We start from the raw sequence: 26770 nt of genomic DNA, 5'->3' as shown, positions 1-26770 counted from the left end.
AGATAGATACAGTACATTTTCAAAACGCTTGTAAACGTGTATAATTGAAGTGCGTTTGGCAATGCCTACGCAAAAGAGAGCTGTATGGGAGGGAATCCCTGCAGCTCTCTTTTTTTGTTTAATAATCAGATTCACGGTAATATTGTGCCGCTTCTTCAACCGACACTTCATCGTGCACACGATGCATCTTCCTTGTAATCTCCCTGATTTGATCTTCTTCAAGTCCGGCCTTCTGTGCGGCCAATATCATATATCCAAAGCAAGCTTGATTACTCCATTGATTCATTCAGATCGCCCTTTCTAGTTAGAGGGGCAGAAGCCCCTCAGCAATTGAATTTAAGCATAAGCAACATAGCAAACGTAAAGATACTAATACCAAGCGCCGTTAATGAAATTATCAGCGAAAGTTCTTTTACATCATCTTTCTTCACTTTGGAGCCTCCTTGATTGCGAAGTCCAACGGTGTGATATACTGTATATGACGACCGAACCACTACCCGCCCCCGTAGGGGCGAGTAGCTTGCTTGTCATTTTCCTTTTACAAGGACGATGACAAACGTTAGGAGAGCGACTATGAGTTGAGTAATCGCAGTGGCTAGCTGGATCAACTCTTTTGTCGAGGCTCGGTCGTCTTTAACGTCCGGCGGTTCTTGCTGGGTTTCCGGTTCCTGTGGGGGAGCCGGATTTTTCTTTTTATGTTGGTTTTTCTTACTCATATTTGTGTTCACCTCCTTTCTATACTCTAATTATATACTGGTACCAGTATAGAGTCAAGCGTTTTTATACTGGTACCAGTATTATTTTTTGTGATATTATGTAATCACGAGGTGATGCATAATGGAAGAACAGAAAGCTTCAACACGAGCCAAAATCAAATACAACGCAGAGAACTACGATCAAATAAAGTTATGGGCCAAAAAAGGGGACAGAGAAAGGTTCAACGCTGCTGCAGAAAAAGCAGGGAAAGATAGTCGCAATGCATTTATTCTCGAAGCGATAGAAGAAAAAATACAAAGAGAAGGATTAGAGTAACCTGTCTGCTGGCGGGTTACTTTTTTGTTTTGTAATAAAAAAAGCCAAGGGGGAAGTCCCTTGGCTTAAACAGCAAAGTCAACGAAAACAGGGCTGCGAAGTAATCCAGCTTTTGTCCAGTTTCTCGTTTTAACCTTGGCTCGGAGAGCAGGTTGCAAATAAACGTTGTTCTTATCTTCACAGGTTATTATCGAATCCCTTACACCATAGAACGCCTTCTTATGAAATGGCTTCACGCCAAGCTCAATAATACCAGCAGGCCGCAATTTGCCGTTTCCACTGTCTACAGCCGCAAGCCATCCAAACTCCTCTTTCCGGTATCCGGTGATCCACACGTCCGTATACGTCCAGTTAATCACCTTTAGCCAGTCTGATGATCGACGGGATACATACGTACTATCCTTTCGTTTGCACACGATGCCTTCCATTTTCCTCGCGCAGATATCGGAGAATAACGCTTCGCCCGCAGTTTCGATAAATGGCACGACGTTTATACGCGGATTGTTCGGCAAGTTCACGTTAGATAGGATTTGCTTGCGCTGCATAAGTGATAATCCTCGCAAATCTTTGCCACGATAACGCAAGATATCGAATACGACGAAGGTCACTGGAAGCTGATCGGATAGTCTACGTATGCTATCGGAACGCCGCGCTTGGAACCGTGTCATGACGGATTCAAAATCGACTGTTCCATTTGGCTCAATACACACGATTTCCCCGTCAAGGACGATATTATCCGTGAATGGAACGGTTAGCAATTCGGGATACTGGTGCGTGCATTCGTTAGTATGGCGCGTGTAAATACGTGTGCAGCCGTCAACGCACGATAGGATCGCGCGATGTCCGTCAAACTTTGGTTCAAATATATAATTCGGATCGCTGAAAGCTGATTCGCTTTTTTCTAATAACATTGGAGATATAAACATTTTCATCACCCTGATCCATTTTAACAATTGAATGAAGCCAAATGTTTAGTAAGTTTTTACTATTGTTAAACGAAAGTTTGTTCGCATATAATAAGAACAAACGTTCTATATGAGGTGATGACATTGCATCTGGAACATTACATTGGGCGGCAGGTTGAAATTATTTATGAAGATAGGCGTGGTGAAATTACACAGCGTCATATAGTTGTGCGAAGCATAAGGGACGGAGTTGTACATGCAACATGTATGAAGGCGAAAGCATGGCGGCCATTCCGTCTGGAACGAATTCTATCATGGCAGCCAAAGGGGAGAACAGCATGAGTAAACTTAATGGGAACGGAATTTACGAAAGTTCACGCTTCATTATACCTCAACATAGAGAGGCGTTACTTGTGTATCAACATGAACGGGCACGGCGCACACGACCGCAGATCGATGATCAGGAATGGGAAGTCATCGGCGGTAAACTACAGCAGTCCATGAATGAACGAGAGACGATCACTGTGAGAGTTTTCGATCCTTTTGCATACAAGGAGGAAGCGGGTGTGGTAGTGGATATAGATACGTATCAACAACGATTCAAGCTGCTAAGTAAAGATGATTGGCAGTGGATTAAGATCGAAGACGTGATGGAGGTAAGCATTTAATGAAGGATTGGAGAGAAGAATTACAGCGAACACCGGTAACATCTCGAAAGCCTATTGCACCAGTACAACCACATACGTGCAGCTGTAAGGCTGCTATGAAGGGGAAATGGGTGGACGGTGTATATACCTGTATTAAATGTGAAAAGCCTGTATATGGATAAGTAAAGCCTCGGATTGCTCCGAGGCGCTTTTTTTAATCAGCGTTAAGTTTTTCTTCTCGAATTTGACTAAGTGTTTCACGCATTGCTTCCTGCTGCTCCAAGACCATCCCGACAGCGAAGAATAGAACCGCAGAAGCAGCGCCACTAACCCACCACACTAAAGCTGGCATAAATTCAAAATTGCCACCGAGCTTTTCGAAAACACTTCCCGCCTCATACCCCATTAATACGCAGCACAGAATAACAGCAATCCCTAGCATCCTTAATATCATAGCCATGCATTATTCACCCCTATTTTTTTGATATATGAAAATATCTTCGACACGCTTTCCCCTAATCCTTCCAATGTGATCGCTTAAAATGACATGCTTTGTCAAAAGCCTTTTGTTTGTATAACCATGTTACAATTAGGGAATACAGCATTTATTGGAGGTGCTATATGATTACCCATTTAAATGTGGCATTAGATCCGCAAGGGCATGAAGGTTTAAGGTCAGTGCGTATAGACGAGATTGTTTCTATGGAATTTAACAGGTTTATGAAGGGGGTTGTTATACACACATCTGGAAGGAATTATTTTCTCCCGGGCTCGCTTTCTTATTGGGTTAAAGGACTTAACAATAGCGGTCACACTTTTGAGTTTATTGGTAAAGGAAAGGCAGTTAACACTAAAAACGTGAAATACGTAGATACGCAAAAATGCGATAAAACTAGCCCCTAATTTACCGATTGGCAAGACGTTCTCTCTAGCCCCGGGTTTCCCTTCCGGGGCTTTTTTGTGTCATCGTATAAGCACCCATGAGAAAAGGAATAATTCATGTTAATTCATCTATTTGGGGGGTGCAGTATGATTACTCGTTTATCAGTAGCATTAGATCCATACGGGTATCAAGGTTTAGCAAAAGTGCGTATAGATAAGATTTTCTATTTGGTATATGACGGGATTATAAAACGCGTTGTTATACGCGCCGATGATCGGGATTTTTATCTCCCGGGCTCGCTTTCTTTTTGGGTCAATGTCATCAACCATAGTGGTTACTCTTTTGAATTTATTAGCAGAGGAAAGGCAGTAAACATTAAAAATGCGACATGCATAGATATAAAGGAGTGTCGGATTCACGTTCGTCTTGGGGATATTAGCCAGTGGATAGGGATGTCGCGGCCTTTGTGCCAAGAAATAACGAAAAAATATAAAATTATACCACAAAGTGATCGAAAAAATTAGTAAAATATGTCGTTTAATGTCGACTGTTTGGAATCTGAACAGATGTTTACATATTCATATAACCATGCTTAAAATAGGTTACGTAGCCGGCTACTTGAATATTAAAGACAGAAGGATGGATGCGCGAAGGAATTATAGTGAAGTGGATAGACAAAAAGATATCTTGTCAGTCATAAATACATCCTGAGGAGATGTTTCATAATGGGGAAGTCATTTTTAGAACCATCTATTCAAACCCGAGTTATTCAACTAAACGATGAGTATGAGAATGACAACGAAATATACAGAGCATTCGACCAGAAGTTTAAGGAGCTTATGAAGTACATTCCAAATAGTGAAGTCGATAAGTATTTAGAATTGGAAAATTTGTTCTATAGAAAATCGGAAGTGATTGAATTTACATATAGAGCAGCAATAAACGATATTTTGATGATCAGATAAAGGCACATATATAATAGAAGCAACCCATTTCAAATAGGGTTGCTTCTATTATATAAAATCTCTAGAATTTGATTTGCTTTTTCCATGTCACGAGGTACTCGTCGGTTATCCTCCCAATTTGTGATCGTCTTTACATCAACTTTGATTTTTGTAGCTAGTTCTTCTTTGGTCAGCCCGTGAAAGTGCCTCGCTTTACGTAACCGATCACCCAAAGTGCACTCGGGCATATTTTCGAACATTCCGAGGTACGCGATCGATACGTCGAATATGGAAGATAGTTTCCGTATCGTTCCCATTGATGCCTTGGAACAATGCTTTTCTAGAAGAATGATAGATTTAGGCGATACACCTACCGCGTTGGCTACCTCATCAATCGTCATGTTTTTCGAGATTCTACACTGTTTAAGCCGTTGCCCAGTGGTGCCTTCTAAGTTTTGAAAATGGACACTTTTGTTATCAAAACTAAAATTCCTTTCTATTGTAGAATCAAGGTTATTACCTGCACGGACAAGGGTTCATCGATGCCGCGAGCATCACATGGGCAGGGAAGCGGAAGACGGCGCGTGCTCTGCCGATTGTGACGCTGCGTTCTTCGAGCGGCTGCCGCAGTACTTCAAGCACTTGACGCGGAAATTCGGGCAATTCATCTAGAAATAGAACACCACGATGAGCCAAACTGATTTCCCCAGGCTTAGGAATGGCGCCGCCGCCAATAAGCCCGGCAGCAGAAATGGAATGATGGGGCGAACGAAAGGGACGCTTCATTATCAGACCTGCACCATCATGATTCCATTTTCCTGACACACTATATATTTTCGACACCTCGAGTGCTTCTTCTTCATTCATAGGTGGTAGAATCGACGGCAGCCTCCGGATAAGCATGGTCTTGCCTGTTCCCGGCGGGCCGCTAAGCAGTATATTATGCATGCCTGCAGCTGCGATGGTTAATGCGCGCTTTACATGCAGTTGGCCGTTGACATCGGCGTAATCCTCGGTATTCGTTTCTAGTCCTTCTTCTTCCATGTCATTCGACACCATCCCCCATTTGTCACGGATCGCGATGGGCAGATCTCCCACATGTTGTACATCTTTCAATTCATTCAGGTGGCGAAGGGGGAATACTTGAATACCTTCTACAAGTGCTGCCTCAGCAGCATTGTCGGCTGGTACAATTACGCGGGTAAATCTTTTTCTTCGTGCCTCATCGACGAGAGACAGGACACCAGGGACGGCTCGGGTAGAACCATCTAACGCTAGCTCCCCAATGAGCAGCATATCTTGAAAGGGAGGAGTGGGAATTTGTCCGCTTGTGCATAACAGTCCTACCGCCATGGCGATGTCGAATGAAGTTCCTTCCTTGCGAAGATCGGCCGGCGCCAAATTAATCGTTATTCGCTCCAGAGGGAATTTCCAGCCGCAATTGCGGATTGCCGCTCTTACTCGTTCGATGGATTCACGAATTGCAGCATCGGGAAGACCTACAATACTGACCTGCGGCAAACCGGGAGAAATATCAATTTCCACATGGATGAGTCTGCCTTCTACACCATATACAGAGGCACCCCACAAATTTCCGTACATAAAAACACCTCTCTATCGTCATTCTCAGCACAATGCTGGAATACGAGGGAAAGGTGCTTCCTTATCAACGCTCGTTATTGAAATGCGGATAATCTAGCTAGTTTAATAGAATGCAATAGGCCTATTGTTTATGTGATCTGATAATTGAAACCATGTAGTAAGTCTATTAGAGCATGTACTGTGTATTATAGCTCTGCCCAATTACAACGTCAATTTTTCCCTTTAGGAAATGTCGAGATTCCCTATTAATCTCAAAATGAGATGATATCAATATCAAAAAAATGTACTTTCTTGACGAAAATGAGAGGAAAGCGTTTTAAATTCATGATACAATGTGTTCGGATTGTATATATTTTCCGTTATTGTGATTAACGGTGGCGAAGCGGCGGAAGCGGTTCCCCAAGTTCACGGACGCGCCGCGAGGTGTAGTTGCAGGAGCGGGCAAGGCATGCTGTTGTCCTACAACCTCGGCTTCAAGTCGGAAACAGCCCATGAGGCTAACGATCGGATAGGGGGATGCACGATGAATATTCATGAGTATCAAGGCAAGAGTGTATTGAAGCAATATGGCGTTGCTGTTCCAGAAGGGAAGGTTGCGTTCACGGTAGACGAAGCCGTACAGGCAGCTGAGGAATTGGGCACTCCAATCGTCGTCGTCAAGGCGCAAATTCATGCAGGTGGCCGCGGTAAGGCAGGCGGAGTGAAGGTAGCGAAGAGCTTGGATGACGTGCGTACATATGCGACGGAATTGCTTGGCAAAGTGCTCGTGACGCATCAAACAGGTCCGGAAGGCAAGGAAGTAAAGCGTCTGTTGATCGAACAGGGCTGTGACATTAAGAAAGAGTATTATGTTGGTGTAGTCGTTGATCGTGGAACAGGTCGCGTCGTTATGATGGCGTCTGAAGAAGGCGGTACGGAAATTGAAGAGGTTGCTGCAGCAACACCGGAGAAGATCGTGAAGGAAGTCATCGATCCAGCGGTTGGTCTGCAAGTCTTCCAAGCGCGCAAGCTCGCGTATGCAATCAATATTCCGGCCGAACTGGTCAACAAGGCTGTTAAATTTATGATTGCCCTGTACCAAGCATTTGTAGATAAGGATTGCTCGATTGCAGAGATCAACCCGCTCGTTGTAACTGGTGACGGAGAGGTCATGGCATTGGATGCGAAGCTGAACTTCGATTCCAATGCGCTGTATCGCCATAAGGACATTCAAGCGCTGCGCGATTTGGATGAAGAGGATGAGAAGGAAATTGAAGCTTCCAAATTCGATTTGAGCTATATCGCCCTCGACGGCAATATCGGCTGTATGGTTAACGGTGCCGGTCTTGCGATGTCCACGATGGATATTATTAAATATTACGGCGGCGAACCAGCTAACTTCCTTGATGTAGGTGGCGGCGCTACTACGGAGAAAGTAACGGAAGCATTCAAGATTATTTTGTCGGATGAAAATGTAAAAGGAATTTTCGTTAATATTTTCGGCGGTATTATGCGTTGTGATGTCATTGCTGACGGTGTTGTGGAAGCAGCGAAGCAAATTGGTCTTGATCGGCCGCTCGTCGTCCGTCTGGAAGGTACGAACGTGGAGATCGGCAAGCGCATTCTGAATGAATCTGGATTGAACATTGTTGCAGCCGATTCAATGGCAGACGGTGCGCAGAAAATTGTCGCATTGGTTCAATAATTCACGGACGAGAGGATGAGAGTCAATGAGTATCTTAATTGATAAGCATACCAAGATTATTACGCAAAATATGACGGGTGCTACAGGCATGTTCCACACGAAGGGCGGACTGGAGTATGGCTCCCAGATGGTGGCTGGCGCTGTCCCTGGCAAAGGTGGAACTAAGGTTGATATTACGCTTGATAACGGAGAAGTGGTCACACTTCCTGTTTACAACACGGTAGTAGAAGCCAAGGCAGCAACTAACGCAACAGCAAGTGTTATCTACGTACCGCCAGCATTTGCAGCAGATGCAATCATGGAAGCAGTAGACGCGGATCTCGATCTTGTAATTTGCATCACGGAAGGCATCCCTGTATTGGATATGGTTAAGGTTAAGCGATACATGGAGGGCAAGCGCACACGTCTTATCGGTCCGAACTGCCCTGGTGTCATCACACCTGGACAATGCAAGATCGGGATTATGCCAGGATATATTCACGCTCCGGGTCATGTAGGTGTCGTTTCTCGAAGCGGAACGCTCACTTATGAGGCGGTACATCAATTAACGACACGAGGTATCGGTCAATCAACAGCTGTTGGTATTGGAGGAGACCCGGTAAAAGGCTCCGAATTCATCGACATCCTGAACTTGTTCAATGAAGACCCGGACACACATGCTGTTATTATGATTGGTGAAATCGGCGGGACTGCTGAGGAAGAAGCAGCAGAATGGATCCGTGATAATATGAAGAAGCCAGTTGTCGGATTCATTGGTGGGGCAACAGCGCCCGCAGGCAAGCGTATGGGCCATGCAGGAGCCATTATTTCAGGAGGCAAAGGAACTGCCGCCGAGAAAATTGCAACGCTGGAGGCATGTGGTATTAAGGTAGCTCCGACACCTTCAGAAATGGGCAGTACACTTGTTGCTGTACTAGAAGAACGGGGACTGCTTGAATCCTGCAAGACTCATGTAGTCAACTCCTAATCTATTTACAAAGGTAGGCAACCTTTACGACACGGAAACGTGTATAAAGGTTGCTTTTTTATTTTGTTTTGCAAATTAAAGTTCTATGAATTTCAAAATGAATGGGTTGACACTTGCAATCTGTTACTATCTCAAGCAAAATAAGGGGAGCGGAATCGCGCTTCTTTTTTAATGAAGGGAAAGAATGCGATGAGCCAATGGACAATAAGTCAAATCATAATTGCACTTCATGAAGCGGAAGGAATTGGATGGCACACGATACGTGACTTGATGGATAGAATAGGGCCCAACGATCTGCAATATTGGCTGGATCGCCCTTCTTCTCAATGGCAAGAATTTGGTATGAAGCCGAATATAGCTGATAGGCTGGCAGCTCAGTTTCGTTCCGAGCATCTTGAACAGAGACTTGATATCATAGAGCGGCACGGTATTGAATGGAGGACGGCGATTGACGCCCAGTACCCCTTATTATTGAGGGAAACCGCTCAATATCCTTGGGTCATATATGGTAAAGGGGATTGGACATGCCTAGGGGAAGCTTCCGTCAGTATCGTCGGAACGCGAACACCTACATCATATGGCAAGAAGGTAGCAGCAACGCTGGGAGAGCAGTTGAGTCGAATGGGCCTTCACGTCGTTAGCGGATTAGCGAAAGGAATTGATGCGGCCAGTCATGAAGGCGCTCTCAAATATGGCAAGACAATCGCAGTGATGGGAACGTCATTCGATCAAGTGTACCCGCCGGAGAATCGGGGATTGGCAGGTCGAATTGCTGACAATGGGATTGTCATAACCGAGTACCCTCTCGGTATGAAGACACATCCGGGAATGTTCCCTCGCCGCAATCGAATTATTGCAGGATTGTCCTTGGGAACGGTCGTTGTGGAGGCTAATTTGCGCAGCGGCGCATTGATTACGGCAGATATGGCATTGGAGTCCAATCGGGAGATATTCGCGGTTCCTGGACCGATTACATCTCCGAAGTCGGCAGGGACACTGAAGCTGCTGTATGAAGGATCGGCTAAAATGATCCGTTCGACTAGTGATATTGTGGAAGAATTCAAAGGTTGGTTGACAACGATCCCCTCGTCGTACAATAATGAAACGGTCGACGCAATAGGGGAACAATCCCTAACAGAAGAAGAAAAGCGCATTTACGAGCTCATCTGTGAGCAGGACAGTACAATAGATGACTTAATGCAGCGCAGTTGTACTACATTTGCGCAACTCCATGAAGTTTTGTTATCCTTACAATTAAAAAACGAATCCGAGAAGGCCTTGGAGCCGTATATAGCTCGGAATGAGAGTGCAGTATGCTGGAGAGGAGGATGCGCCTGTGGCGGATTCACTAGTAATTGTCGAGTCACCTGCGAAGGCCAAGACAATTGGGAAGTATTTAGGTAGCAAATATATAGTGAAAGCATCAATGGGGCATGTTCGCGATTTGCCGAAGAGTCAAATCGGCGTCGAGATTGAGGACAATTTTGCACCCAAGTATATAACGATTCGTGGTAAAGGCAGTGTCCTGAAAGAATTGAAGGATGCCCGGAAGAAAGTCAAAAAAGTGTATCTCGCAGCTGACCCCGATCGTGAAGGAGAAGCGATTGCATGGCATCTAGCACACGCTCTCGAGTTGGATCAGTCTGAAGCTTGCCGAGTCGTATTTAATGAAATTACGAAGCAAGCGGTGAAGGATGCGTTCAAAACCCCGCGTCAAATCAATATGGACCTCGTTCATGCACAGCAAGCGAGACGTATCCTTGACCGTTTGGTCGGTTATAAGATAAGTCCGCTTTTGTGGAAAAAGGTGAAGAAAGGGCTGTCCGCTGGACGTGTACAGTCTGTATCAGTCAAACTGATCATCGACCGGGAAAATGAGATCAGCGCGTTCATACCCGAAGAGTATTGGACAATTACAGCACGATTGAACATAGGCAAATCTTCATTCGATGCTAAGTTCTACAGCATGAATGGGGAGAAGAGAGAGCTTTCGAACGAAGCTGAGGTTAATGAAGTTCTTCAAGCAATTAAGGGCAGTTCATTTGTCGTCCATGAAGTGAAGGAGAGAGAACGTCTCCGCCACCCTTCGCCACCGTTTACGACCAGCTCATTGCAGCAGGAGGCTGCTCGCAAACTGAATTTCCGTGCGGCGAAGACGATGTCGGTTGCCCAACAGCTGTATGAAGGGGTTGACCTTGGCAAAGAAGGAACGGTTGGTCTCATTACGTATATGCGTACTGATTCAACGCGCATTTCTCAGACTGCGCAGGAAGAGGCTGGCGAGTACATCAAAGACCAATATGGCAACGAGTTTTTGCCTGAGACGCCACGGCAATATGTGAAGAAATCTGCGAATGCACAGGACGCCCATGAAGCGATTCGACCGACTTCGATAATGCGTAGTCCTGATGAGATGAAATCTTACTTAAGCCGTGACCAGCTCCGCTTATACAAGCTCATATGGGAACGATTCGTAGCGAGTCAGATGACATCGGCCATCATGGATACGATGACGGTAGATATTAAGACTGGAGAAGCTACGTTCCGTGCGAATGGATCCAAGATCCGCTTCCCTGGCTTTATGAAGGTTTATGTAGAGGGCAACGATGATGGCACGGTTGAGGATGACAAGTTTCTTCCTCCGCTTGCAGTTGGAGACAGCATGAAGACCGAGCAAATTGAACCGAAGCAGCACTTTACACAGCCGCCTCCACGTTACACAGAAGCTAGATTGGTTAAGACACTTGAAGAGCTTGGCATTGGACGTCCGAGTACATACGCGCCTACGCTGGAAACAATCCAGAAGCGTGGATATGTAGCCATTGAAGAAAAGAAATTCGTTCCAACGGAATTGGGCGAGCTCATCATTCAGTTAATGGAAGAATTTTTCCCAGAAATACTGGATGTGGAATTTACCGCCCACATGGAAGAGGATCTGGATCATGTTGGCGAAGGGCAGCAGGATTGGGTGAAAGTGCTTGCTGATTTCTATGAATCGTTCGAGAAACGCCTGCTTGTTGCGGAAGAGGAAATGAAGGAAATCGAGATCGAGGATGAAGTATCCGACGAGATTTGTGAGAAGTGCGGACGTCATTTTGTATATAAAATGGGTCGCTTCGGGAAATTTCTTGCTTGCTCGGGCTTTCCGGAGTGCCGCAATACAAGACCTATCGTAAAGGATACCGGAGTTACTTGTCCGAAATGCCACGAGGGTAAGCTCGTAGAGCGCCGCAGCAAGAAGGGGCGCGTCTTCTACGGATGTGACCGTTATCCAGAATGCGATCATGTGATGTGGGATCGTCCGTCTGTGAAGCCGTGTCCTTCTTGCGGCAGCATGATGATTGAGAAGCGGAGCAAGCAAGGAACGAAACTGCTCTGTACAAGTTGCGATCATACAGAACAAGTGCAAGAAGATTCAGAGGATGAATAAGGAGCTGCTGGCATACACATAAAGTGGATGTGACCATGCTGTGTAATATGCCGAGCTTCGCTGCAGTTATTCTGGCCGTTGTCTTCACACGAGACGGACAGAGTTATGATAATAATAGTTAGCTCTGCATCGCGGCTGCTTGTTCTAAGGGTCGCGATCAATGCTTTTGCATACAATTGAGGGGGATATCAATAAATGAATCAGCCTAGAGTAACCGTCATTGGAGCAGGATTGGCGGGAAGCGAGGCGGCATGGCAAATTGCGCAGCAAGGCGTGCCTGTCACACTATATGAAATGAGACCTGTCAAGCAGACGCCTGCGCATCACACGGGACGATTTGCAGAGTTGGTGTGCAGCAACTCGCTGCGGGCTAATGGTTTAAGCAACGCAGTAGGTGTGTTGAAGGAAGAAATGCGCTATATGAACTCACTTATTATGAGTGCAGCAGATAAGCATGCCGTGCCGGCCGGTGGTGCACTTGCGGTTGACCGTGAGGGCTTCTCGGATGAAATCACAAATACGTTAAAGGAGCACCCGCTTGTAGAGGTTCGCAACGAGGAAGTAAGTGATATCCCTGAAGATGGGATTACTGTTATTGCGACTGGGCCTTTGACATCCGAATCTTTATCCGCACGTATTAAAGAATTGATGGGTGAGGAGTACTTCTACTTCTACGATGCGGCAGCGCCCATCATTGATAAAGATACAATCGACATGAATAAAGTATACTTGGCTTCCCGCTATGATAAAGGAGAAGCTGCGTATCTGAATTGCCCAATGAATGAAGAAGAGTTCAATGCATTCTATGAAGCACTCATTACAGCGGAGAAGGCTGAACTAAAAACATTCGAGAAAGAAGTTTATTTTGAAGGGTGCATGCCGATTGAGGTCATGATGAGCCGCGGCAAGCAGACGGCACTGTTTGGACCGATGAAACCTGTCGGACTTATTGATCCGAAAACGGGCAAAACACCTTTCGCCGTTATTCAGCTCCGTCAGGATAATGCAGCAGGCACACTGTACAATATGGTTGGCTTCCAGACTCACTTGAAGTGGGGAGAGCAGAAGCGTGTATTCCGCATGATTCCAGGCTTAGAACAGGCCGAATTTGTACGCTATGGTGTAATGCATCGCAATACGTTCATTAATTCGCCGAAGCTGCTTGAGCCGACTTATCAATTTAAGAGCCGTCCATCCTTGTTCTTTGCTGGTCAAATGACAGGGGTAGAAGGATATGTAGAATCTGCTGCGTCGGGATTAATTGCGGGCATAAATGCAGCACGTTATGCTGCAGGGAAAGCTTGTCTTGTATTGCCGCACCAAACGACATTGGGAAGTATGGCGAACTACATTACAACTGCAGACTTTAAGCATTTCCAGCCAATGAATGCGAACTTTGGTTTGTTCCCGCCGCTGGAGACTCGTATTCGCAACAAAAAGAAAAGAACGAAGCCATCGCACACCGTGCGCTTGATACGCTGCGTGCATTTCAGGAAGAGAATGGCATCCACATCAAATAATTGGTGAAGTGTAAGGAAGCAGCGGCCGTTTTGTGCATGTCTGGTTCCTTTGCGCTTTCATGAGGCAGGAGGCTGAGGAGAGTGGAATATTCATTTCATGCAACAACGATTTGTGCAGTAAGACATAATAGTGCTGCTGCGATTGCTGGCGATGGTCAGGTGACCTTTGGCAACAATATGGTAATGAAGCAGCATGCACGCAAGGTGCGACGCTTGTATCGCGGCCAGGTGGTTGCTGGATTTGCGGGATCTGTGGCGGATGCTATTACGTTGTTTGAGAAGTTCGAGGGCAAGCTGGAGGAGCATCACGGCAATTTGCAGCGTGCAGCAGTTGAACTTGCAAAGGATTGGCGCCAGGATCGCGTGCTTCGCAAATTAGAAGCATTAATGATTGTCATGGATGCGTCCCACATGCTGCTTATTTCGGGTGGGGGAGAAATCATTGAGCCCGATGATGATGTCATTGCAATTGGGTCTGGCGGATCATTTGCCCTTGCTGCTGGACGTGCATTAAAGCGTCACTCTCCGAATATGACAGCCAAAGAAATGGCAGAAGCTGCACTCAAGATTGCAAGCGAGATTTGCGTATATACGAATGATAATATTGTGATTGAACAAATTTAGTAGCCGTAAGGCAGCCGGAGCGGAGGGATAGTAATGAATCAACAAGCGTGGACACCGCGACAAATCGTTACTGAATTGGATAAGTATATTGTAGGTCAGAAGAACGCGAAGCGTGCCGTTGCGATTGCACTGCGCAACCGATATCGCCGCGGACTGCTTGACGAGAGTATCCAGGATGAGATTGTTCCAAAAAATATCTTAATGATCGGGCCTACGGGTGTAGGGAAGACGGAGATTGCCCGCCGCTTGGCTAAGCTTGTTCATGCACCATTTGTAAAGGTGGAGGCGACGAAATTCACAGAAGTAGGCTATGTCGGCCGTGATGTCGAATCGATGGTACGAGATTTGGTTGAAACCTCGATTCGAATGGTAAAGCTGGAGCGTACGGAGAAGGTGAAGGATAAAGCGGAAGAAATGGCTAATGAACGCATTGTCGAATTGCTCGTTCCCGCACCACAATCGAATAAAAGCGGACGCAATCCGTTCGAGATGCTGTTCGGTCAGCAAAATCAAGAACAATCTGCCCCTGAGAAGGAGCCAGACCCAGGAATACAAGAAAAACGTCGCAAAGTTCGCTTTGAATTGCTGTCTGGTCAGCTTGAAAATGACATGATTGAAATTGATGTAGAGGAAAATGCCCCAAGCATGCTTGATTTTCTGTCTGGACAAGGCAATGAACAGATGGGGATGAACATGCAGGAGATGTTTGGCAATTTGCTGCCTAAGCGCATGAAAAAGCGTAAGTTGACGGTTAAAGAAGCGCGTAAGGTTTTAACACAAGAAGAAGCGGGTAAATTGATTGATATGGACGATGTTATTCAGGAATCCATTCGACGTGCGGAGCAATCTGGCATCATCTTCATTGATGAGATCGACAAGATTGCTTCCAGCGGGCGGGGAGGCTCTGGCCCGGATGTATCCAGAGAAGGGGTACAGCGTGACATTCTGCCGATTGTAGAAGGCTCTACTATCATGACCAAGTATGGGCCTGTAAAGACGGATTATGTGCTGTTTATTTCAGCAGGTGCGTTCCATATCGCTAAGCCGTCTGATCTTATTCCTGAATTGCAGGGACGATTCCCGATTCGTGTCGAATTGAACAATCTATCTCTGGATGACTTTGTTTCCATATTGACGGAGCCGAAAAATGCCCTGACGAAGCAATATGTCGAATTGCTGAAAACCGAGAACATTGAAATTCAGTTTTCAGATGAAGCCATCCGAGAAATTGCCCGAATTGCAGCAACGGTTAACCAAAACATGGAGAATATTGGTGCAAGAAGGCTTCATACCATTATGGAGAAGCTGCTTGAGGACTTATCCTTCGAGGCTCCGGAGCTGACATTGGAGCAATTCCAAATAACACCGGAGTATGTGCGTGAAAAGCTTGCAGATATTTCTCAGAACCGGGACTTGAGTCAATATATTCTCTAAATGATTACGACAAAGTGTGACAAATGTTACTGAAAAATAGACCTCTCAAAATGTTCGACAAACTATTCAGAAAAAGCCCTGACTTTCGGACGAAAGATAGGGCTTTTTTCTTATTGTGTTATAACCCAAAGTTTAAGATGATAGGTATGGCGTTAATTATCTTCTTCTGTCATAAATTTAACGATTTGAATGAATAAAGGCGAATTTTGCACATGCGTCCTTCGACTTATGCACAAAAACGAATATTTTGTCGAAAAAAGAAGGAGAAACGTCGAAAGAAGTGGTATAGTTATATAGTCAAAAATTTAAACAACTAAAGGAGGGATTATTGTGGACTTATTGAATGGCGTGCACATGACACGGCTAGAGGGTGCCATTCAAGCTTCCGTAGCAAGACAAAACGCAATTTCAAACAATATTGCGAATGTCGATACGCCATACTTTAAGCGCTCGGAAGTGCAATTTGAATCACTCCTGAGAGATCAGATGGAGGGCGGTACATTGATTGGTCGCCGGACGAATGAGAAACACTTCTATATTGGACCTTCTCAATCGACGCCGCCGATGCAGATGATTCGCGACGAGGCTACGGTGATGGGGAATAATCGAAATAACGTCGACATGGACCGTGAAATGACGATGCAGGCCGAGAACCAGTTGCGTTATAACACATTTATCCAACAGCTTAACCATCATATCAACATGATGCGAACATCTATGGATGTTAGGAGGTAACCGATAATATGAAGATCAGCAACAGTTTTCAAATTAGCTCGTCAGGATTAACTGCTCAAAGATTGCGGATGGATGTGATCTCCTCCAATATTGCGAATGCGGAAACGACGCGTGCACAGTATGTCAACGGAAAGTTCACGCCCTATCGTCGCAAGGTAGTGGTAATGTCTCCTACAGAACCAACTTTCCAGCAATCCTTTGAGGCTGCGATGAAGGGAGAACCGACAGCACGCGGGGTGAAGGTTTCTCAAATTAAATCAGATAACTCGGCTTTCAAGATCGCTTATAACCCTACTCATCCGGATGCCGATGAAAATGGTTATGTATCTATGCCTAACGTAGATATGGCGAAGGAGATGGTCGACATGATCTCGGCTACGCGGTCATACGAGGCTAATGTAACAGCGCTCAATGCCTCCAAGTCAATGGTTATGAAGGCGCTCGAAATCGGCAAAGGGTAATCTTCGCTATTATTCGACAAAAATCTGCCGACTCATTCGGATAAGGAGGAATAAGGGTGATTCAAAATACAATGCTCCCAATACATATGGCTCAGCCGGCCACGTCTACCACGGCCACTGCAGGACTGAAGCAGAATTCACCAGCAGAAGTAACAAAGTCTTTCGGTACTTTCTTTGCAGATGCACTCCAGCAGCTTGAAGGACAAGAACAGCAAGTCCAGACAATGAATGACAAATTTATACTGGGTGAAGTTGATGTCGATCAACTCATGATCGCCTCGGAGCGTGCGCTACTCGGCATGCAGCTGACTACTCAAGTGCGCAATAAGGTCGTTGAAGCATATCAGGATGTTATGCGCATGCAATTGTAACAGCGTGCTGTCTTACATAGTTTTGGTGGGGTGACGTGAAGTGAATGAAAAAGTGACCCAGTATCGTGAACAAGTATCTCGGTATTGGAATCAATTCAGCAAGAAGCAAAAAGCATTGCTTCTGTCGACAATAGGCCTTGTTCTAGTAGCTGCAGTCATTATGACTTATTTGTTTTCTAGAACCGAGTATGAACTCGCATTTCGCGACTTGAATGCGAATGATGCGGCTGGAATCATTGAGTATTTAAATTCGAACAACATTCCGTATCAATTAAGTTCCAATGGAAGCCAAATATCCGTCCCGAGCACCTCGGCTGCAAAAGTAAAGGTAGATGTCGGTGCGCAAGGGATTGTGAAGAATGGATCGATCGGCTTCGAATCATTCGGTGCAGACGGCTTGATGAGTGGAATGACCGACAATGTATTTGACGTTCGATACAAGAACGCATTGAACGGAGAAGTCGAACGGTTACTGCGTCAAATGCAAGGTGTCCAAGATGCAAAAGTAATCGTCAATCTTCCTAAAGAAACGGTATTTGCAACACCCGATCAGGAACAGGCATCGGCATCCATCGTGCTTAGCTTTAAAAGCGGTTATCAACCGAACCAAGCAGAAGTAGATGGATACTTTAATCTAGTAAAAACAGCTGTTCCACATTTACCAATTGATAATATTACGATTTCCAGCAATGAGAGCATGTTCTTCGCTTCGGGTTCTGTTGGCGGCAATGGGAAAAATGCGCTCGGTGAAGTCGATGAGCAGCTCAAAATTCAACGTAAGTACGAAAATGATATTCGCATGACGGTACAACAGTTCCTGAACGGGCAATTCCCTGCTGATCAGGTTCATATTCTTGTCTCTGCCAAATTGAATTTCGACAAAATCCACAAGAAAGAAGATCTTGTCGAACCTGTAAATAAGGAAGAGATAAAAGGGATTGAAATCAGCGTACAGGAAATGCAGGAATCCCATACAGGCAAAGGTTCACCTGAAAGTGGTGTTGCTGGCGTGGGTGATGGAGAAGTGACGAATTATCCTTCTGCATCTAACGGCGGAGAGACGAACTCCGAGAAATCCCAACGTACGACCAATTACGATGTGAATCGAATATCGAACACGATTGAAGCAAGTCCGTATGCGGTTAAAGATTTAACCATTCATGCGGCAATTGACTCCGATCGAATGCAGCAAGATCGTGTGCAGCAGGTTGAGAAGGTGCTGCGCAGTATCGTTGCCACTCAATTAAGAGATTCAGGTGTTACTTATACAGACGCTGACTTGACGCAAAAAGTTTCAGTCATGACGCAAAATGGTTCTAAAGATGGAGCTGCGTCTGATAAACAATCGATTCCGACCTGGGTATGGTATGGTGCGGGTGCGCTCGGACTACTAGCTGTAGCAGGAGGAATTACCTATGCGGTCGTTCGCAAACGCAGACAAGAAGAGGAAGAAGAATATTACGAGTCCGAAATGTCCGGCGCGTCTCAAATCGAGCTTCCTTCGATTGATTTGGAGAATTTGACAGGCGAACATCAAGTGCGTAAACAACTGGAATCGCTAGCGAAGAAGAAACCGGATGAATTTGTTAAATTGCTGCGCACATGGCTAGTAGAGGAATCGAGGTGAGCGGAATGGTCAAAGGTGGATTAACAGGCAGACAAAAAGCGGCAATTTTGCTCATCACTCTCGGACCGGAAGTGTCAGCCCAAATATTCAAGCACCTCAGGGATGAAGAGATTGAGCAGTTAACGCTCGAAATCGCTAATGTACGTAAAGTAGATGCAGCGGAAAAAGAAGCAGTGATGAGCGAATTCCATCAAATTTGCTTGGCACAGGAATATATATCGCAAGGCGGTATTACATACGCAAAAGAAATATTGGAAAAGGCGCTTGGACAGCAGAAGGCATTGGATATTATTAATCGTCTGACAGCTACGCTGCAGGTGAGACCGTTTGACTTTGCACGCAAAGCAGACGCTCAGCAGATTTTCAACTTTATCCAAAACGAAAATGTTCAAACGATTGCGCTGGTGCTCTCTTATTTGCAAACCGAGCAAGCATCGGTCATTCTCTCCTCACTTCCGCCAGAGAAGCAGGCAGAGGTCGCAAGAAGAGTTGCGCTTATGGACAGCACTTCACCAGAAGTTATTAGCCAAGTGGAGCAAGTATTGGAACAAAAGCTGTCGTCTACAGTTACACAGGATTATACAAGTGCGGGCGGCATCGAATCGATCGTCAACATTTTGAATGGCGTCGATCGAGGCACGGAACGCACAATTCTGGACTCACTTGAAATTCAGGATCCGGAATTGGCTGAAGAAATCAAAAAGAGAATGTTCGTATTCGAGGATATCGTCAATATCGACAACCGTTCGATTCAACGCATTATCCGCGACATCGACAACAGCGACTTGCAGCTTGCGCTCAAGGTTGCCAGCGAAGAGGTTCGCGAATCGATATTCCGGAACATGTCCAAACGGATGGCGGATACGTTCAAGGAAGAAATGGAATTTATGGGTCCAGTGCGGCTGCGTGATGTGGAAGAAGCGCAGACCCGAATTGTGTCGACTATCCGTCGCTTAGAAGAAGCGGGTGAAGTGATCATCGCTCGCGGCGGAGGAGATGATATCGTTGTCTAATGTCATCAAATCAACACAGTATGTACCTGTCGAGCAGCTGAGAATGCTGGAGGCGGTTCGCCGCCATCTCGAACAGAACACGGAACCGAATGAAGAAGAAGCTGAGCCGGTAACAGCGGAGCATGTCCTGAATAAGGATGAGCAGCTTGCAAGCTTGCGGCAGTCCATTCTCGATGATGCAGAATCGTTCGCTGAAGAGCATGTGCGAAATGCAGCGGAAGAAGCTGAAACAATGTTAAGCGAAGCTCATGAACAGATCGATGCCTGGTGGACAGAGCGGAGAGAGCAAGATGAGCAACTTGTCGAGTCGTTGAAGCAGCAAGGATATGACGAAGGCTATCAGCAAGGGATGGCCCAAGCGGAGCAGGAAATTCAGCAGGCATATGAGCGTAAAATCGCTGAAGCCCAAGCTGTTTTGCAGCAAGCGTATCAGGCCAAAGAGCAAATCCTCCAGGAGGCTGAGCCTTTCGTCGTTACGCTTAGCTGTGCCGTTGCGGAGAAGGTCATTCAACAGCAGCTTACGGTCGATCCGGACATTATACTCGAAATTGCTCGCCGAACACTTGCCCGCAAGCGTGAGAGCGGAACAATTACGCTGTGTGTATCGCCAGAGCAGTTCTCCTTCGTACATGCGGCTAGAGAAGAACTTGGACTTGCCATAGATTCTCAAGCTGAACTGGAAATTATTCCGGATACAAGCGTGAACGATGGGGGCTGTGTTGTACGGTCATCCCTTGGAAGCATCGACGCCCGCATTGACACACAGTTGTCTGAAATCAAGAAGGCACTGCTGCAGGTGGCGATACAGCAAGAGGAGCGTATAGACGATGACGCTTAATTACAAATGGAATGCGAATAAATACATGGATTATTTACGGCAAGTAGATCCTGTCCGTGTAAATGGCAAGGTAACACAAGTAATCGGATTAATGGTTGAATCCGAGGGGCCGGATGCAAGCGTTGGGGAAGTATGTTATATCTACCCGTCGAAGGGCTGCGAGCCGTTAATGGCGGAGGTAGTAGGCTTCCGAGACAATAAGGTGCTTCTTATGCCTCTTGGTGAACTGCAATCCATAGGTCCTGGCTGTGATGTTGTAGGCACTGGCAAGCCATTAAGCGTATCAGTCGGATCAGAGCTTCTTGGCAAAGTGTTAGATGGACTTGGAAGACCGCTTGACGGTTCCTACTTGCCGACACGAATGTCACAGTATTCAACAACGAATACACCGGCCAATCCGTTGAAACGCCAACGAGTCAGCAGTCCAATAGGAGTCGGTGTACGAGCAATCGATGGATTACTGACGATAGGCAATGGTCAGCGCGTAGGTATATTTGCCGGATCAGGCGTCGGGAAGAGTACACTTCTTGGCATGATTGCACGCAATACCGATGCTGATGTGAACGTCATTGCTCTTATTGGTGAACGCGGACGTGAAGTGTTGGAGTTTATTGAGCGGGATTTGGGGCCTGAAGGTCTTGCTCGTTCAGTTGTTATTGTTGCAACCTCGGATCAGCCTGCGCTCGTTCGGATTAAGGGTGCGCTGATAGCAACGACGATTGCGGAGTATTTCCGAGATCGCGGCATGAATGTCATGCTCATGATGGATTCCGTTACCCGTTATGCGATGGCAATGCGTGAGGTTGGACTTGCAGTAGGAGAGCCTCCGGCGACACGCGGTTATACTCCTTCTGTGTTCGCAAGCTTGCCGAAGCTGCTGGAACGCTCGGGAACCGGAACTAGCGGCTCGATTACTGCTTTTTATACCGTGCTCGTTGACGGTGATGATATGAATGAACCAATTGCCGATGCGGTACGTGGGATACTTGATGGACACATTGTGTTGAACCGAAGCATCGCCAATAAGGGACATTTTCCTGCAATCGATATATTGGCTAGTGTCAGTCGGGTTATGAAGGATATTGTGCCAAGAGATCATCAATTAGCCGCAGAGCAATTGAAGCGGCTGCTAGCGGTCTACCGTGAATCCGAAGATTTAATTAACATCGGCGCTTATCAGCAGGGCAGTAACCCGGCGATCGATGAGGCTATTGCCTATATTGAACAAATCGAGTCGTTCACGAAGCAGCGTATTGAGGAGCAGGCTTCTTATGAGAACACAGTTGAGCAATTAATGATGCAATTTCCAGGGAGTTGAATGAGCAGTGCGAGCTTTTCATTATTCATTCCAGAAGGTACTGGATCTGAAGACGAATGAGAAGAAACAAGCAGAATGGATGCTGTCAGAGGCTGTTGGACATCTTCATGCAGAGGAGAATAGTCTACAGGAATGTCTTCGAGAATTCGAGACAGCGAGGCAGCAACTGCAGCAGAGCGTAGACAGCTGTGCGCCGGCTGCGCAAGTTCAAGCTTGGCAGCAGTACATCTCCCATGTGGAACAGCAAATCCAACATGCGAGGACACGGGTGCGCTCTGCCGAAATCCATGTTCAGGACAAGCAAGGTGAGCTTGCCGAACGGATGACAGATGAAAAGGTATGGACCAAAGCCCGTGAAAAAGCAGAAGAGGAGTTCAAGCGGCAAACGGCATTGTGGGAGCAAAGTGAGATGGACGAGCTCGCAACGGTCCGCTATCACATGGCCGCCCGCTAACATGGATACCGGTTCAGACCCGCCGCACAAGCAGGAGGGATAGCAGTGTCAGAGATAATGACAGAAGAAGAGAAAGAAAGTAATTATTCAGGTTTTGAGCGGTTTTTGTTCTTTGTAACTCCAATTATTTTCGCGATTATTCTTATCGGCGTGCTCTTGACGCTTTTTAATGCAAACTGGCGCAACCAGTTGGTGTCGATTGCGAGTGAAATTCCGATCGTGAATAAATGGGTCACTCCAGACGAGGCAACGAAGGAAAAAGCGAAGGAAGAGAAAAAAGAGAAAGCGAAACAGGATGACGCTAAGGCACAGTCTGATCAAATAACTGAATTGAAGGCATTGCTTACTTCGAAAGATCAGGATTTACGGGTTCTAGCGGACAAGCGTAAAACTTTGGAGGGTGAAGTTGCCGAGTTGAAGCATGAACTGCAAACGCTCAAGAGCAATCGCCAAGAAGAACAAACCAACCAAGAGCAGTCAGATCGACAAATTAAGGATTTGGCGAATATCTATGCGAAGATGATGCCAAGTAAGGCAGCGCCCATTTTAGAAAACATGGCGACGGAAGAAATTGTGCTTGTATTAAATGCGATGAAGCAGGATAACCGAGTCAAGGTTCTAGAGAAGATGAATCCGAAGGTGGCAGCTGAGGCATCCATGATGTTGAAGAATATCAAGCCGTCCGACAATCTCGAAGTACGCGCTCTGCAAGCAAGACTGAAGAAGAACGAAAGTACGAAAGAGGCTCAAACGGGGCTGGATCGCTCACAACTTAGCAAAACATTCTCAAGCATGACTCCGAAGAGTGGGGCAAGCTTCCTGCTTGAAACAGCAAAAATCAACCCGGACAAAGCATTGACGGTATTGAGCTCGGTCGATGATGCGACGCGCTCGAAATTAATCAATGCGATGACTGATTTGGACAAGACAAAGACTGCCAAATTAGTTGCAAAATTATTGCCGAACCAATAACCGTAAATTACGGAAGGAGGTGATAACATGTCAGGAACGGTTACGAACGTATCAGCTGGTAATGCAGCATCCTTTTTCAGCGGTGTTCAATCAAAAGGCGATACTGGCGCCAGTGGATTCTGGGCTACCCTTGCTCAGTGCATGGGCGGTGCTGGGGCTGAAGGAGAAGCGACGATGTCTTCTTCGCTTAGCTCGATGATGTCTTCAAATGAGCTTCTGTCTGCGCTGGGCTCCGAAGACGGGGAGGCGTTAACGGCGGTCATTGATCAATGGTTCGATGAGCCGCTTAAGCAGCTGGATGAGCAGCTTGCAGCAAATCCCGACTCTGCACTAATGGCTGCATTGCAGCAGTGGCTTCTGCAGACGCACGAGTGGCTACAACAGCAGAATCCAGGACAGCAAGGAGACTCAGCACAGTTTCAGAATTTGATTGCACAGCCAGAGACGATTACAATAGCGGTTCGTGATGTATTGGCTCAATTGGCGGCGTATTTGGAAGCACCAAAGGGCAATGCTGAACCGCATCAATTCACTCATATGCTGCGTGCTGCGCTTCTTGCTAATGGTACTGGCTCAGAAGTTGATGGGAATCAGGATCTTTTGCGGTTCATTACTGGAAATGGAGCGAATCAAGCGGCTGCATCTAAGGCCGCTGGGCAAGAGGATGGCCAATTGCAGGGTGTCGTGAAAAGGATCGACGAATTAAATGCACTGCTTCGTCCATCTACAGCGAATCAAGCAGCATCAGGAGCTGTTGTGGAACCAACCACATTGGACAGCAACGAAGGACAGCCTGTTCAACAAGTCATGCTGGCGGGTCAATGGGCAATGAAACAGGACGGATTGAATACAGCGAAATCTACACCTGTTGTTCATGCTGATCGATTTGCAAATGAAATGTCTGGATTCATTGTGAAGCAGCTTCGCTTCAGCAAGCTAGGAAGTGTTTCCGAAGCGAAAATCTCGTTGTATCCGGAGCATTTGGGACAAGTTGATATTCGCTTAACGATGCATAATGGACAATTGACAGCTCGTTTTATGACGGAGCATGGACTAGCGAAGGAAATGCTGGAGCAACAGATGTCAATGCTGCGCGGAGCGCTGCAGACACAAGGCATCCAAGTTGAGAAGATTGAAGTTGCGCAGCAGCCAGCTTCATCCTTGACTTCATCGATGTTCCAAGAACAAAGAGAGTCCAATGCTAACCGACAACAGTCGTCAGAACGTCAATCAAAGCAGCGTTCAGCAGCAGCTTCCATTGAAGAAGCAGCAGCGCTAATACAAGATGAAGAGCAAGTGAAAGAGGCACTGCGTGCTCATGGTCAATCTACCTTCTCAGCATCGGTATAAATCGTACGCAATGTAGAACAGCAAGCATTGAGAAGGGAGGGGCGGAAGTGCCGGGAGAAATTAATGGTGTCACGAACAATCAGTTGCATAAAGTCGTAACGTTCCCGAACTATCACAAGGACAATATGGCTTTGGCAGGACGTGTGGAAGAGAAGAAGCTGGGCAAGGATGAATTTCTTAAAATTCTAATCACGCAATTGCAAAACCAGGATCCGATGCAGCCAATGCAGGATCGCGACTTTATCGCACAGATGGCGCAATTCAGTTCTGTTGAGCAGTTGATGAATATTTCGACGCAGATGAATACGATGCAGCAGACGCTTGGAATGTCCTCCAATATGATTGGAAAGCAAATTAATTGGATCGCTCAAAAAGATGCAGCGGACACGGATGGTAATGAAAGCACGACTCAAATCAAGTCAGGTATCGTGGATTCAATATTAGTCCGTGATAATAAAATGTATGCCAAAGTAGGCAAGGACGAAGTCGAAATGAAGTACATTACGGAAATTCGCATGCCATCGGGCGAACAAGAGGATGGAAATAAGACAAGCAAGCCGGAACAAGCCGTGGAGAAAAACTCATGAATATCCATGGGCCGCTAGGACACTTGCCGCCGATTCGTCCTGTACAGGCAAGTTCAACTTCGCGGACGGCTTTGAACGGAAAGACCAATGCTCTCCCTCCGTTCCAGCAGCTGCTGAGTCAGGAGCTTCATAAGCAAGAGGATGTTCGGTTCAGTCATCATGCGCAAGCTCGAATGAAGGAGCGCGGGATGTCCATGACGCCGGATCTCATGCAAAAAATGAAGCAGGCTATTTCACAAGCAGAATCCAAAGGGGCTAAGCAGTCGTTGGTTGTAGTCAATAAGCAGGCGTTTATTGTGAATGTTCAATCTCGAACGGTGATTACTGCTTTGGACGAGGCATCTCAACAGGATCACATCTTTACACAAATAGACAGTGCTGTTCTTATGAATTAATGTTCACTGGTTGTGAATAGGAAACAAAGATGAAAGATTATACACGCGGTAAGAACGCTGTATAACAAGGCTGGACCGTTAAGGAGGCCTTCGCTCATGGAACGACTGAAGTGAGCGGAATAATGAATAGTCGGAGGTAAAAAAATGATTCGATCCATGTACTCGGGTGTATCCGGGATGCGCGGCTTTCAAACCAAGCTGGACGTAATCGGCAATAACATTGCGAACGTGAACACAGCTGGCTTCAAGGCTGGACGTGTAACCTTTAAGGATATTATGAGCCAAACGGTATCAGGAACAACTGCACCAGGTGATGATGGTACAGGAGGCGTCAATGCCAAGCAGATCGGACTCGGCTCTGTTGTTGCTTCGATTGACAATATTCATACAGGCGGCAGTGCGATGACGACGAACCGTCCGCTAGACTTGCGTATTGATGGAGATGGATTCTTCGCGGTTCGCATGGGGGAAGATGGGGCTACCTTCTTTACACGGGCTGGTGACTTCCATCTGGATGCCAATCGCCAACTCGTTACTTCTGACGGCTTGCGGGTATTGGATGCAGGTGGTGAGCCAATTACGCTGGATGAAGAGATCGTTGCCTTCACTATCGGGCAAAATGGTGAAATCGTAGCAAAGAAGGATGACGGTACGACGGAAGCAACCGGTGTTAAAATCGGTATTGCAAAAATTCCGAATCCTGAAGGTCTGGAAAAGGTTGGGGGCAACTTGTACCGCTTGACACCGAATGCGATCGAGGGCGGCACTCTTGATGAGTTTTCGGAGGCGAACGATCCGGAAGCAGGTACAGGCGCTATCATTTCAGGTCAATTGGAAATGTCGAACGTCGATCTGACTTCTGAATTCACAGAAATGATCGTTGCACAACGCGGCTTCCAAGCGAACTCTCGCATCATCACCACTTCAGATGAAGTGTTGCAAGAGGTTGTTAATTTGAAGCGATAAGCATTAGCAGA

30 protein-coding genes and 2 pseudogenes are annotated in these 26770 nt (G+C 46.3%); 26 read left to right on the top strand and 6 right to left on the bottom strand.

Annotation, left to right across the window (positions count from 1 at the left end; all coding sequences use genetic code 11):
- Positions 1 to 118 precede the first annotated feature (118 nt).
- Positions 119 to 286, bottom strand: a complete 168-nt coding sequence (locus PAV_RS35370; RefSeq protein WP_005550620.1) for a hypothetical protein — start codon at positions 284 to 286, stop codon at positions 119 to 121.
- Between the two features lie 241 nt (positions 287 to 527).
- Positions 528 to 716, bottom strand: a complete 189-nt coding sequence (locus tag PAV_RS24420; protein WP_005550619.1) for a hypothetical protein — start codon at positions 714 to 716, stop codon at positions 528 to 530.
- Positions 717 to 837: 121 nt separating this feature from the next.
- Here PAV_RS24420 and PAV_RS24415 point away from each other — a divergent pair, with 121 nt between their 5' ends.
- Positions 838 to 1032 (top strand): hypothetical protein, encoded by a 195-nt coding sequence (locus tag PAV_RS24415; RefSeq protein WP_005550618.1) that lies wholly within the window; start codon positions 838 to 840, stop codon positions 1030 to 1032.
- A gap of 65 nt (positions 1033 to 1097) precedes the next feature.
- On the opposite strand, the gene PAV_RS24410 is transcribed toward PAV_RS24415, so the two are convergent.
- Positions 1098 to 1958 (bottom strand): ATP-dependent DNA ligase, encoded by an 861-nt coding sequence (locus PAV_RS24410; protein ID WP_005550617.1) that lies wholly within the window; start codon positions 1956 to 1958, stop codon positions 1098 to 1100.
- Positions 1959 to 2081: 123 nt separating this feature from the next.
- Between PAV_RS24410 and PAV_RS33800 the strand changes: the two genes are divergently transcribed.
- Together PAV_RS33800 and PAV_RS24405 are read left to right on the top strand one after the other, a co-directional pair.
- The gene (locus PAV_RS33800) at positions 2082 to 2279 is read left to right on the top strand and encodes a hypothetical protein (RefSeq protein ID WP_081505819.1); all 198 of its coding nucleotides are present in this window, start codon (positions 2082 to 2084) and stop codon (positions 2277 to 2279) included.
- Positions 2276 to 2605 (top strand): YolD-like family protein, encoded by a 330-nt coding sequence (locus PAV_RS24405; RefSeq protein WP_040736774.1) that lies wholly within the window; start codon positions 2276 to 2278, stop codon positions 2603 to 2605. Before PAV_RS33800 ends, PAV_RS24405 begins: the two co-directional genes overlap by 4 nt.
- Before the next feature lie 193 nt (positions 2606 to 2798).
- Here the strand turns inward: PAV_RS24405 and PAV_RS24400 are convergent, their stop codons facing one another.
- The gene (locus PAV_RS24400; RefSeq protein ID WP_005550614.1) at positions 2799 to 3044 is read right to left on the bottom strand and encodes a hypothetical protein; all 246 of its coding nucleotides are present in this window, start codon (positions 3042 to 3044) and stop codon (positions 2799 to 2801) included.
- 161 nt (positions 3045 to 3205) lie between these two features.
- On the opposite strand from PAV_RS24400, the gene PAV_RS24395 reads away from it, so the two are divergent.
- The 3 genes from PAV_RS24395 to PAV_RS24385 all read left to right on the top strand — a co-directional run bounded on the left by PAV_RS24395 (position 3206) and on the right by PAV_RS24385 (position 4432).
- Positions 3206 to 3487: a hypothetical protein gene (locus PAV_RS24395; RefSeq protein ID WP_005550613.1), complete on the top strand. Its 282-nt coding sequence runs from the start codon at positions 3206 to 3208 to the stop codon at positions 3485 to 3487.
- A gap of 126 nt (positions 3488 to 3613) precedes the next feature.
- The gene (locus tag PAV_RS24390; RefSeq protein ID WP_005550612.1) at positions 3614 to 3991 is read left to right on the top strand and encodes a hypothetical protein; all 378 of its coding nucleotides are present in this window, start codon (positions 3614 to 3616) and stop codon (positions 3989 to 3991) included.
- Positions 3992 to 4192: 201 nt separating this feature from the next.
- Positions 4193 to 4432, top strand: a complete 240-nt coding sequence (locus PAV_RS24385) for a hypothetical protein (RefSeq protein ID WP_005550611.1) — start codon at positions 4193 to 4195, stop codon at positions 4430 to 4432.
- Positions 4433 to 4461: 29 nt separating this feature from the next.
- Here PAV_RS24385 and PAV_RS37760 read toward each other — a convergent pair whose 3' ends face one another.
- Together PAV_RS37760 and PAV_RS24375 are read right to left on the bottom strand one after the other, a co-directional pair.
- A complete protein-coding gene (locus PAV_RS37760; protein ID WP_268633286.1) occupies positions 4462 to 4911 on the bottom strand; it encodes a helix-turn-helix domain-containing protein in 450 nt (149 codons plus the stop codon).
- 22 nt (positions 4912 to 4933) lie between these two features.
- Positions 4934 to 6013: pseudogene (locus PAV_RS24375) on the bottom strand (YifB family Mg chelatase-like AAA ATPase); the annotation flags it as partial.
- Positions 6014 to 6536: 523 nt separating this feature from the next.
- Between PAV_RS24375 and sucC the strand changes: the two are divergent.
- From sucC to flgG, 20 genes and pseudogenes are all read left to right on the top strand, one after another.
- Entirely contained in the window at positions 6537 to 7697 is a 1161-nt protein-coding gene (sucC, locus tag PAV_RS24370) for an ADP-forming succinate--CoA ligase subunit beta (RefSeq protein ID WP_040736770.1), read from the top strand.
- A gap of 25 nt (positions 7698 to 7722) precedes the next feature.
- Positions 7723 to 8664 (top strand): succinate--CoA ligase subunit alpha, encoded by a 942-nt coding sequence (gene sucD, locus PAV_RS24365; protein ID WP_005550607.1) that lies wholly within the window; start codon positions 7723 to 7725, stop codon positions 8662 to 8664.
- A 189-nt stretch (positions 8665 to 8853) separates the two neighbouring features.
- Positions 8854 to 10068, top strand: coding sequence for a DNA-processing protein DprA (dprA, locus tag PAV_RS24360; protein WP_005550606.1), 1215 nt, complete (start codon positions 8854 to 8856; stop codon positions 10066 to 10068).
- Complete coding sequence (gene topA / locus PAV_RS24355) at positions 10001 to 12094, top strand: type I DNA topoisomerase (RefSeq protein WP_040736674.1); 2094 nt, start codon at positions 10001 to 10003, stop codon at positions 12092 to 12094. The genes dprA and topA overlap by 68 nt, the downstream gene beginning before the upstream one ends.
- A 195-nt stretch (positions 12095 to 12289) precedes the next feature.
- Positions 12290 to 13614 (top strand): annotated as a pseudogene (gene trmFO, locus PAV_RS24350) (FADH(2)-oxidizing methylenetetrahydrofolate--tRNA-(uracil(54)-C(5))-methyltransferase TrmFO).
- An 81-nt stretch (positions 13615 to 13695) separates the two neighbouring features.
- Positions 13696 to 14238: an ATP-dependent protease subunit HslV gene (gene hslV / locus PAV_RS24345; RefSeq protein WP_005550603.1), complete on the top strand. Its 543-nt coding sequence runs from the start codon at positions 13696 to 13698 to the stop codon at positions 14236 to 14238.
- 33 nt (positions 14239 to 14271) lie between these two features.
- Entirely contained in the window at positions 14272 to 15672 is a 1401-nt protein-coding gene (gene hslU, locus PAV_RS24340) for an ATP-dependent protease ATPase subunit HslU (protein ID WP_005550602.1), read from the top strand.
- Positions 15673 to 16002: 330 nt separating this feature from the next.
- Entirely contained in the window at positions 16003 to 16407 is a 405-nt protein-coding gene (gene flgB, locus PAV_RS24335; protein WP_005550601.1) for a flagellar basal body rod protein FlgB, read from the top strand.
- An 8-nt stretch (positions 16408 to 16415) separates the two neighbouring features.
- Positions 16416 to 16868 carry a flagellar basal body rod protein FlgC gene (gene flgC / locus PAV_RS24330; protein WP_005550600.1) on the top strand — a complete coding sequence of 151 codons (453 nt, stop codon included), beginning with the start codon at positions 16416 to 16418 and terminating at the stop codon, positions 16866 to 16868.
- A 56-nt stretch (positions 16869 to 16924) separates the two neighbouring features.
- Positions 16925 to 17239, top strand: coding sequence for a flagellar hook-basal body complex protein FliE (gene fliE, locus PAV_RS24325; RefSeq protein WP_005550599.1), 315 nt, complete (start codon positions 16925 to 16927; stop codon positions 17237 to 17239).
- Between the two features lie 40 nt (positions 17240 to 17279).
- Positions 17280 to 18866, top strand: coding sequence for a flagellar basal-body MS-ring/collar protein FliF (fliF, locus tag PAV_RS24320; RefSeq protein ID WP_005550598.1), 1587 nt, complete (start codon positions 17280 to 17282; stop codon positions 18864 to 18866).
- 5 nt (positions 18867 to 18871) lie between these two features.
- Positions 18872 to 19879, top strand: coding sequence for a flagellar motor switch protein FliG (gene fliG, locus PAV_RS24315; protein WP_005550597.1), 1008 nt, complete (start codon positions 18872 to 18874; stop codon positions 19877 to 19879).
- Entirely contained in the window at positions 19872 to 20717 is an 846-nt protein-coding gene (locus PAV_RS24310) for a FliH/SctL family protein (protein WP_040736672.1), read from the top strand. Before fliG ends, PAV_RS24310 begins: the two co-directional genes overlap by 8 nt.
- Positions 20707 to 22035, top strand: a complete 1329-nt coding sequence (gene fliI, locus PAV_RS24305) for a flagellar protein export ATPase FliI (RefSeq protein WP_005550595.1) — start codon at positions 20707 to 20709, stop codon at positions 22033 to 22035. Before PAV_RS24310 ends, fliI begins: the two co-directional genes overlap by 11 nt.
- Before the next feature lie 7 nt (positions 22036 to 22042).
- Positions 22043 to 22489 carry a flagellar export protein FliJ gene (gene fliJ, locus PAV_RS24300; RefSeq protein ID WP_005550593.1) on the top strand — a complete coding sequence of 149 codons (447 nt, stop codon included), beginning with the start codon at positions 22043 to 22045 and terminating at the stop codon, positions 22487 to 22489.
- A 45-nt stretch (positions 22490 to 22534) separates the two neighbouring features.
- Positions 22535 to 23461: a MotE family protein gene (locus PAV_RS24295; protein WP_005550591.1), complete on the top strand. Its 927-nt coding sequence runs from the start codon at positions 22535 to 22537 to the stop codon at positions 23459 to 23461.
- A gap of 27 nt (positions 23462 to 23488) precedes the next feature.
- Positions 23489 to 24811 carry a flagellar hook-length control protein FliK gene (locus PAV_RS24290; RefSeq protein WP_005550589.1) on the top strand — a complete coding sequence of 441 codons (1323 nt, stop codon included), beginning with the start codon at positions 23489 to 23491 and terminating at the stop codon, positions 24809 to 24811.
- 47 nt (positions 24812 to 24858) lie between these two features.
- Complete coding sequence (locus PAV_RS24285; protein WP_005550588.1) at positions 24859 to 25398, top strand: flagellar hook capping FlgD N-terminal domain-containing protein; 540 nt, start codon at positions 24859 to 24861, stop codon at positions 25396 to 25398.
- On the top strand, positions 25395 to 25793 hold the full coding sequence (locus tag PAV_RS24280; protein ID WP_005550586.1) for a TIGR02530 family flagellar biosynthesis protein: 399 nt from the start codon (positions 25395 to 25397) through the stop codon (positions 25791 to 25793). The genes PAV_RS24285 and PAV_RS24280 overlap by 4 nt, the downstream gene beginning before the upstream one ends.
- Before the next feature lie 144 nt (positions 25794 to 25937).
- The gene (flgG, locus tag PAV_RS24275; RefSeq protein ID WP_005550584.1) at positions 25938 to 26759 is read left to right on the top strand and encodes a flagellar basal body rod protein FlgG; all 822 of its coding nucleotides are present in this window, start codon (positions 25938 to 25940) and stop codon (positions 26757 to 26759) included.
- Positions 26760 to 26770: the final 11 nt, after the last annotated feature.

The sequence above is a fragment of the Paenibacillus alvei DSM 29 genome (assembly GCF_000293805.1).
GTDB lineage: Bacteria > Bacillota > Bacilli > Paenibacillales > Paenibacillaceae > Paenibacillus_B > Paenibacillus_B alvei.
Note: the sequence above shows the minus strand (reverse complement) of the source record. Positions and strands in the feature narration are given on the sequence as shown.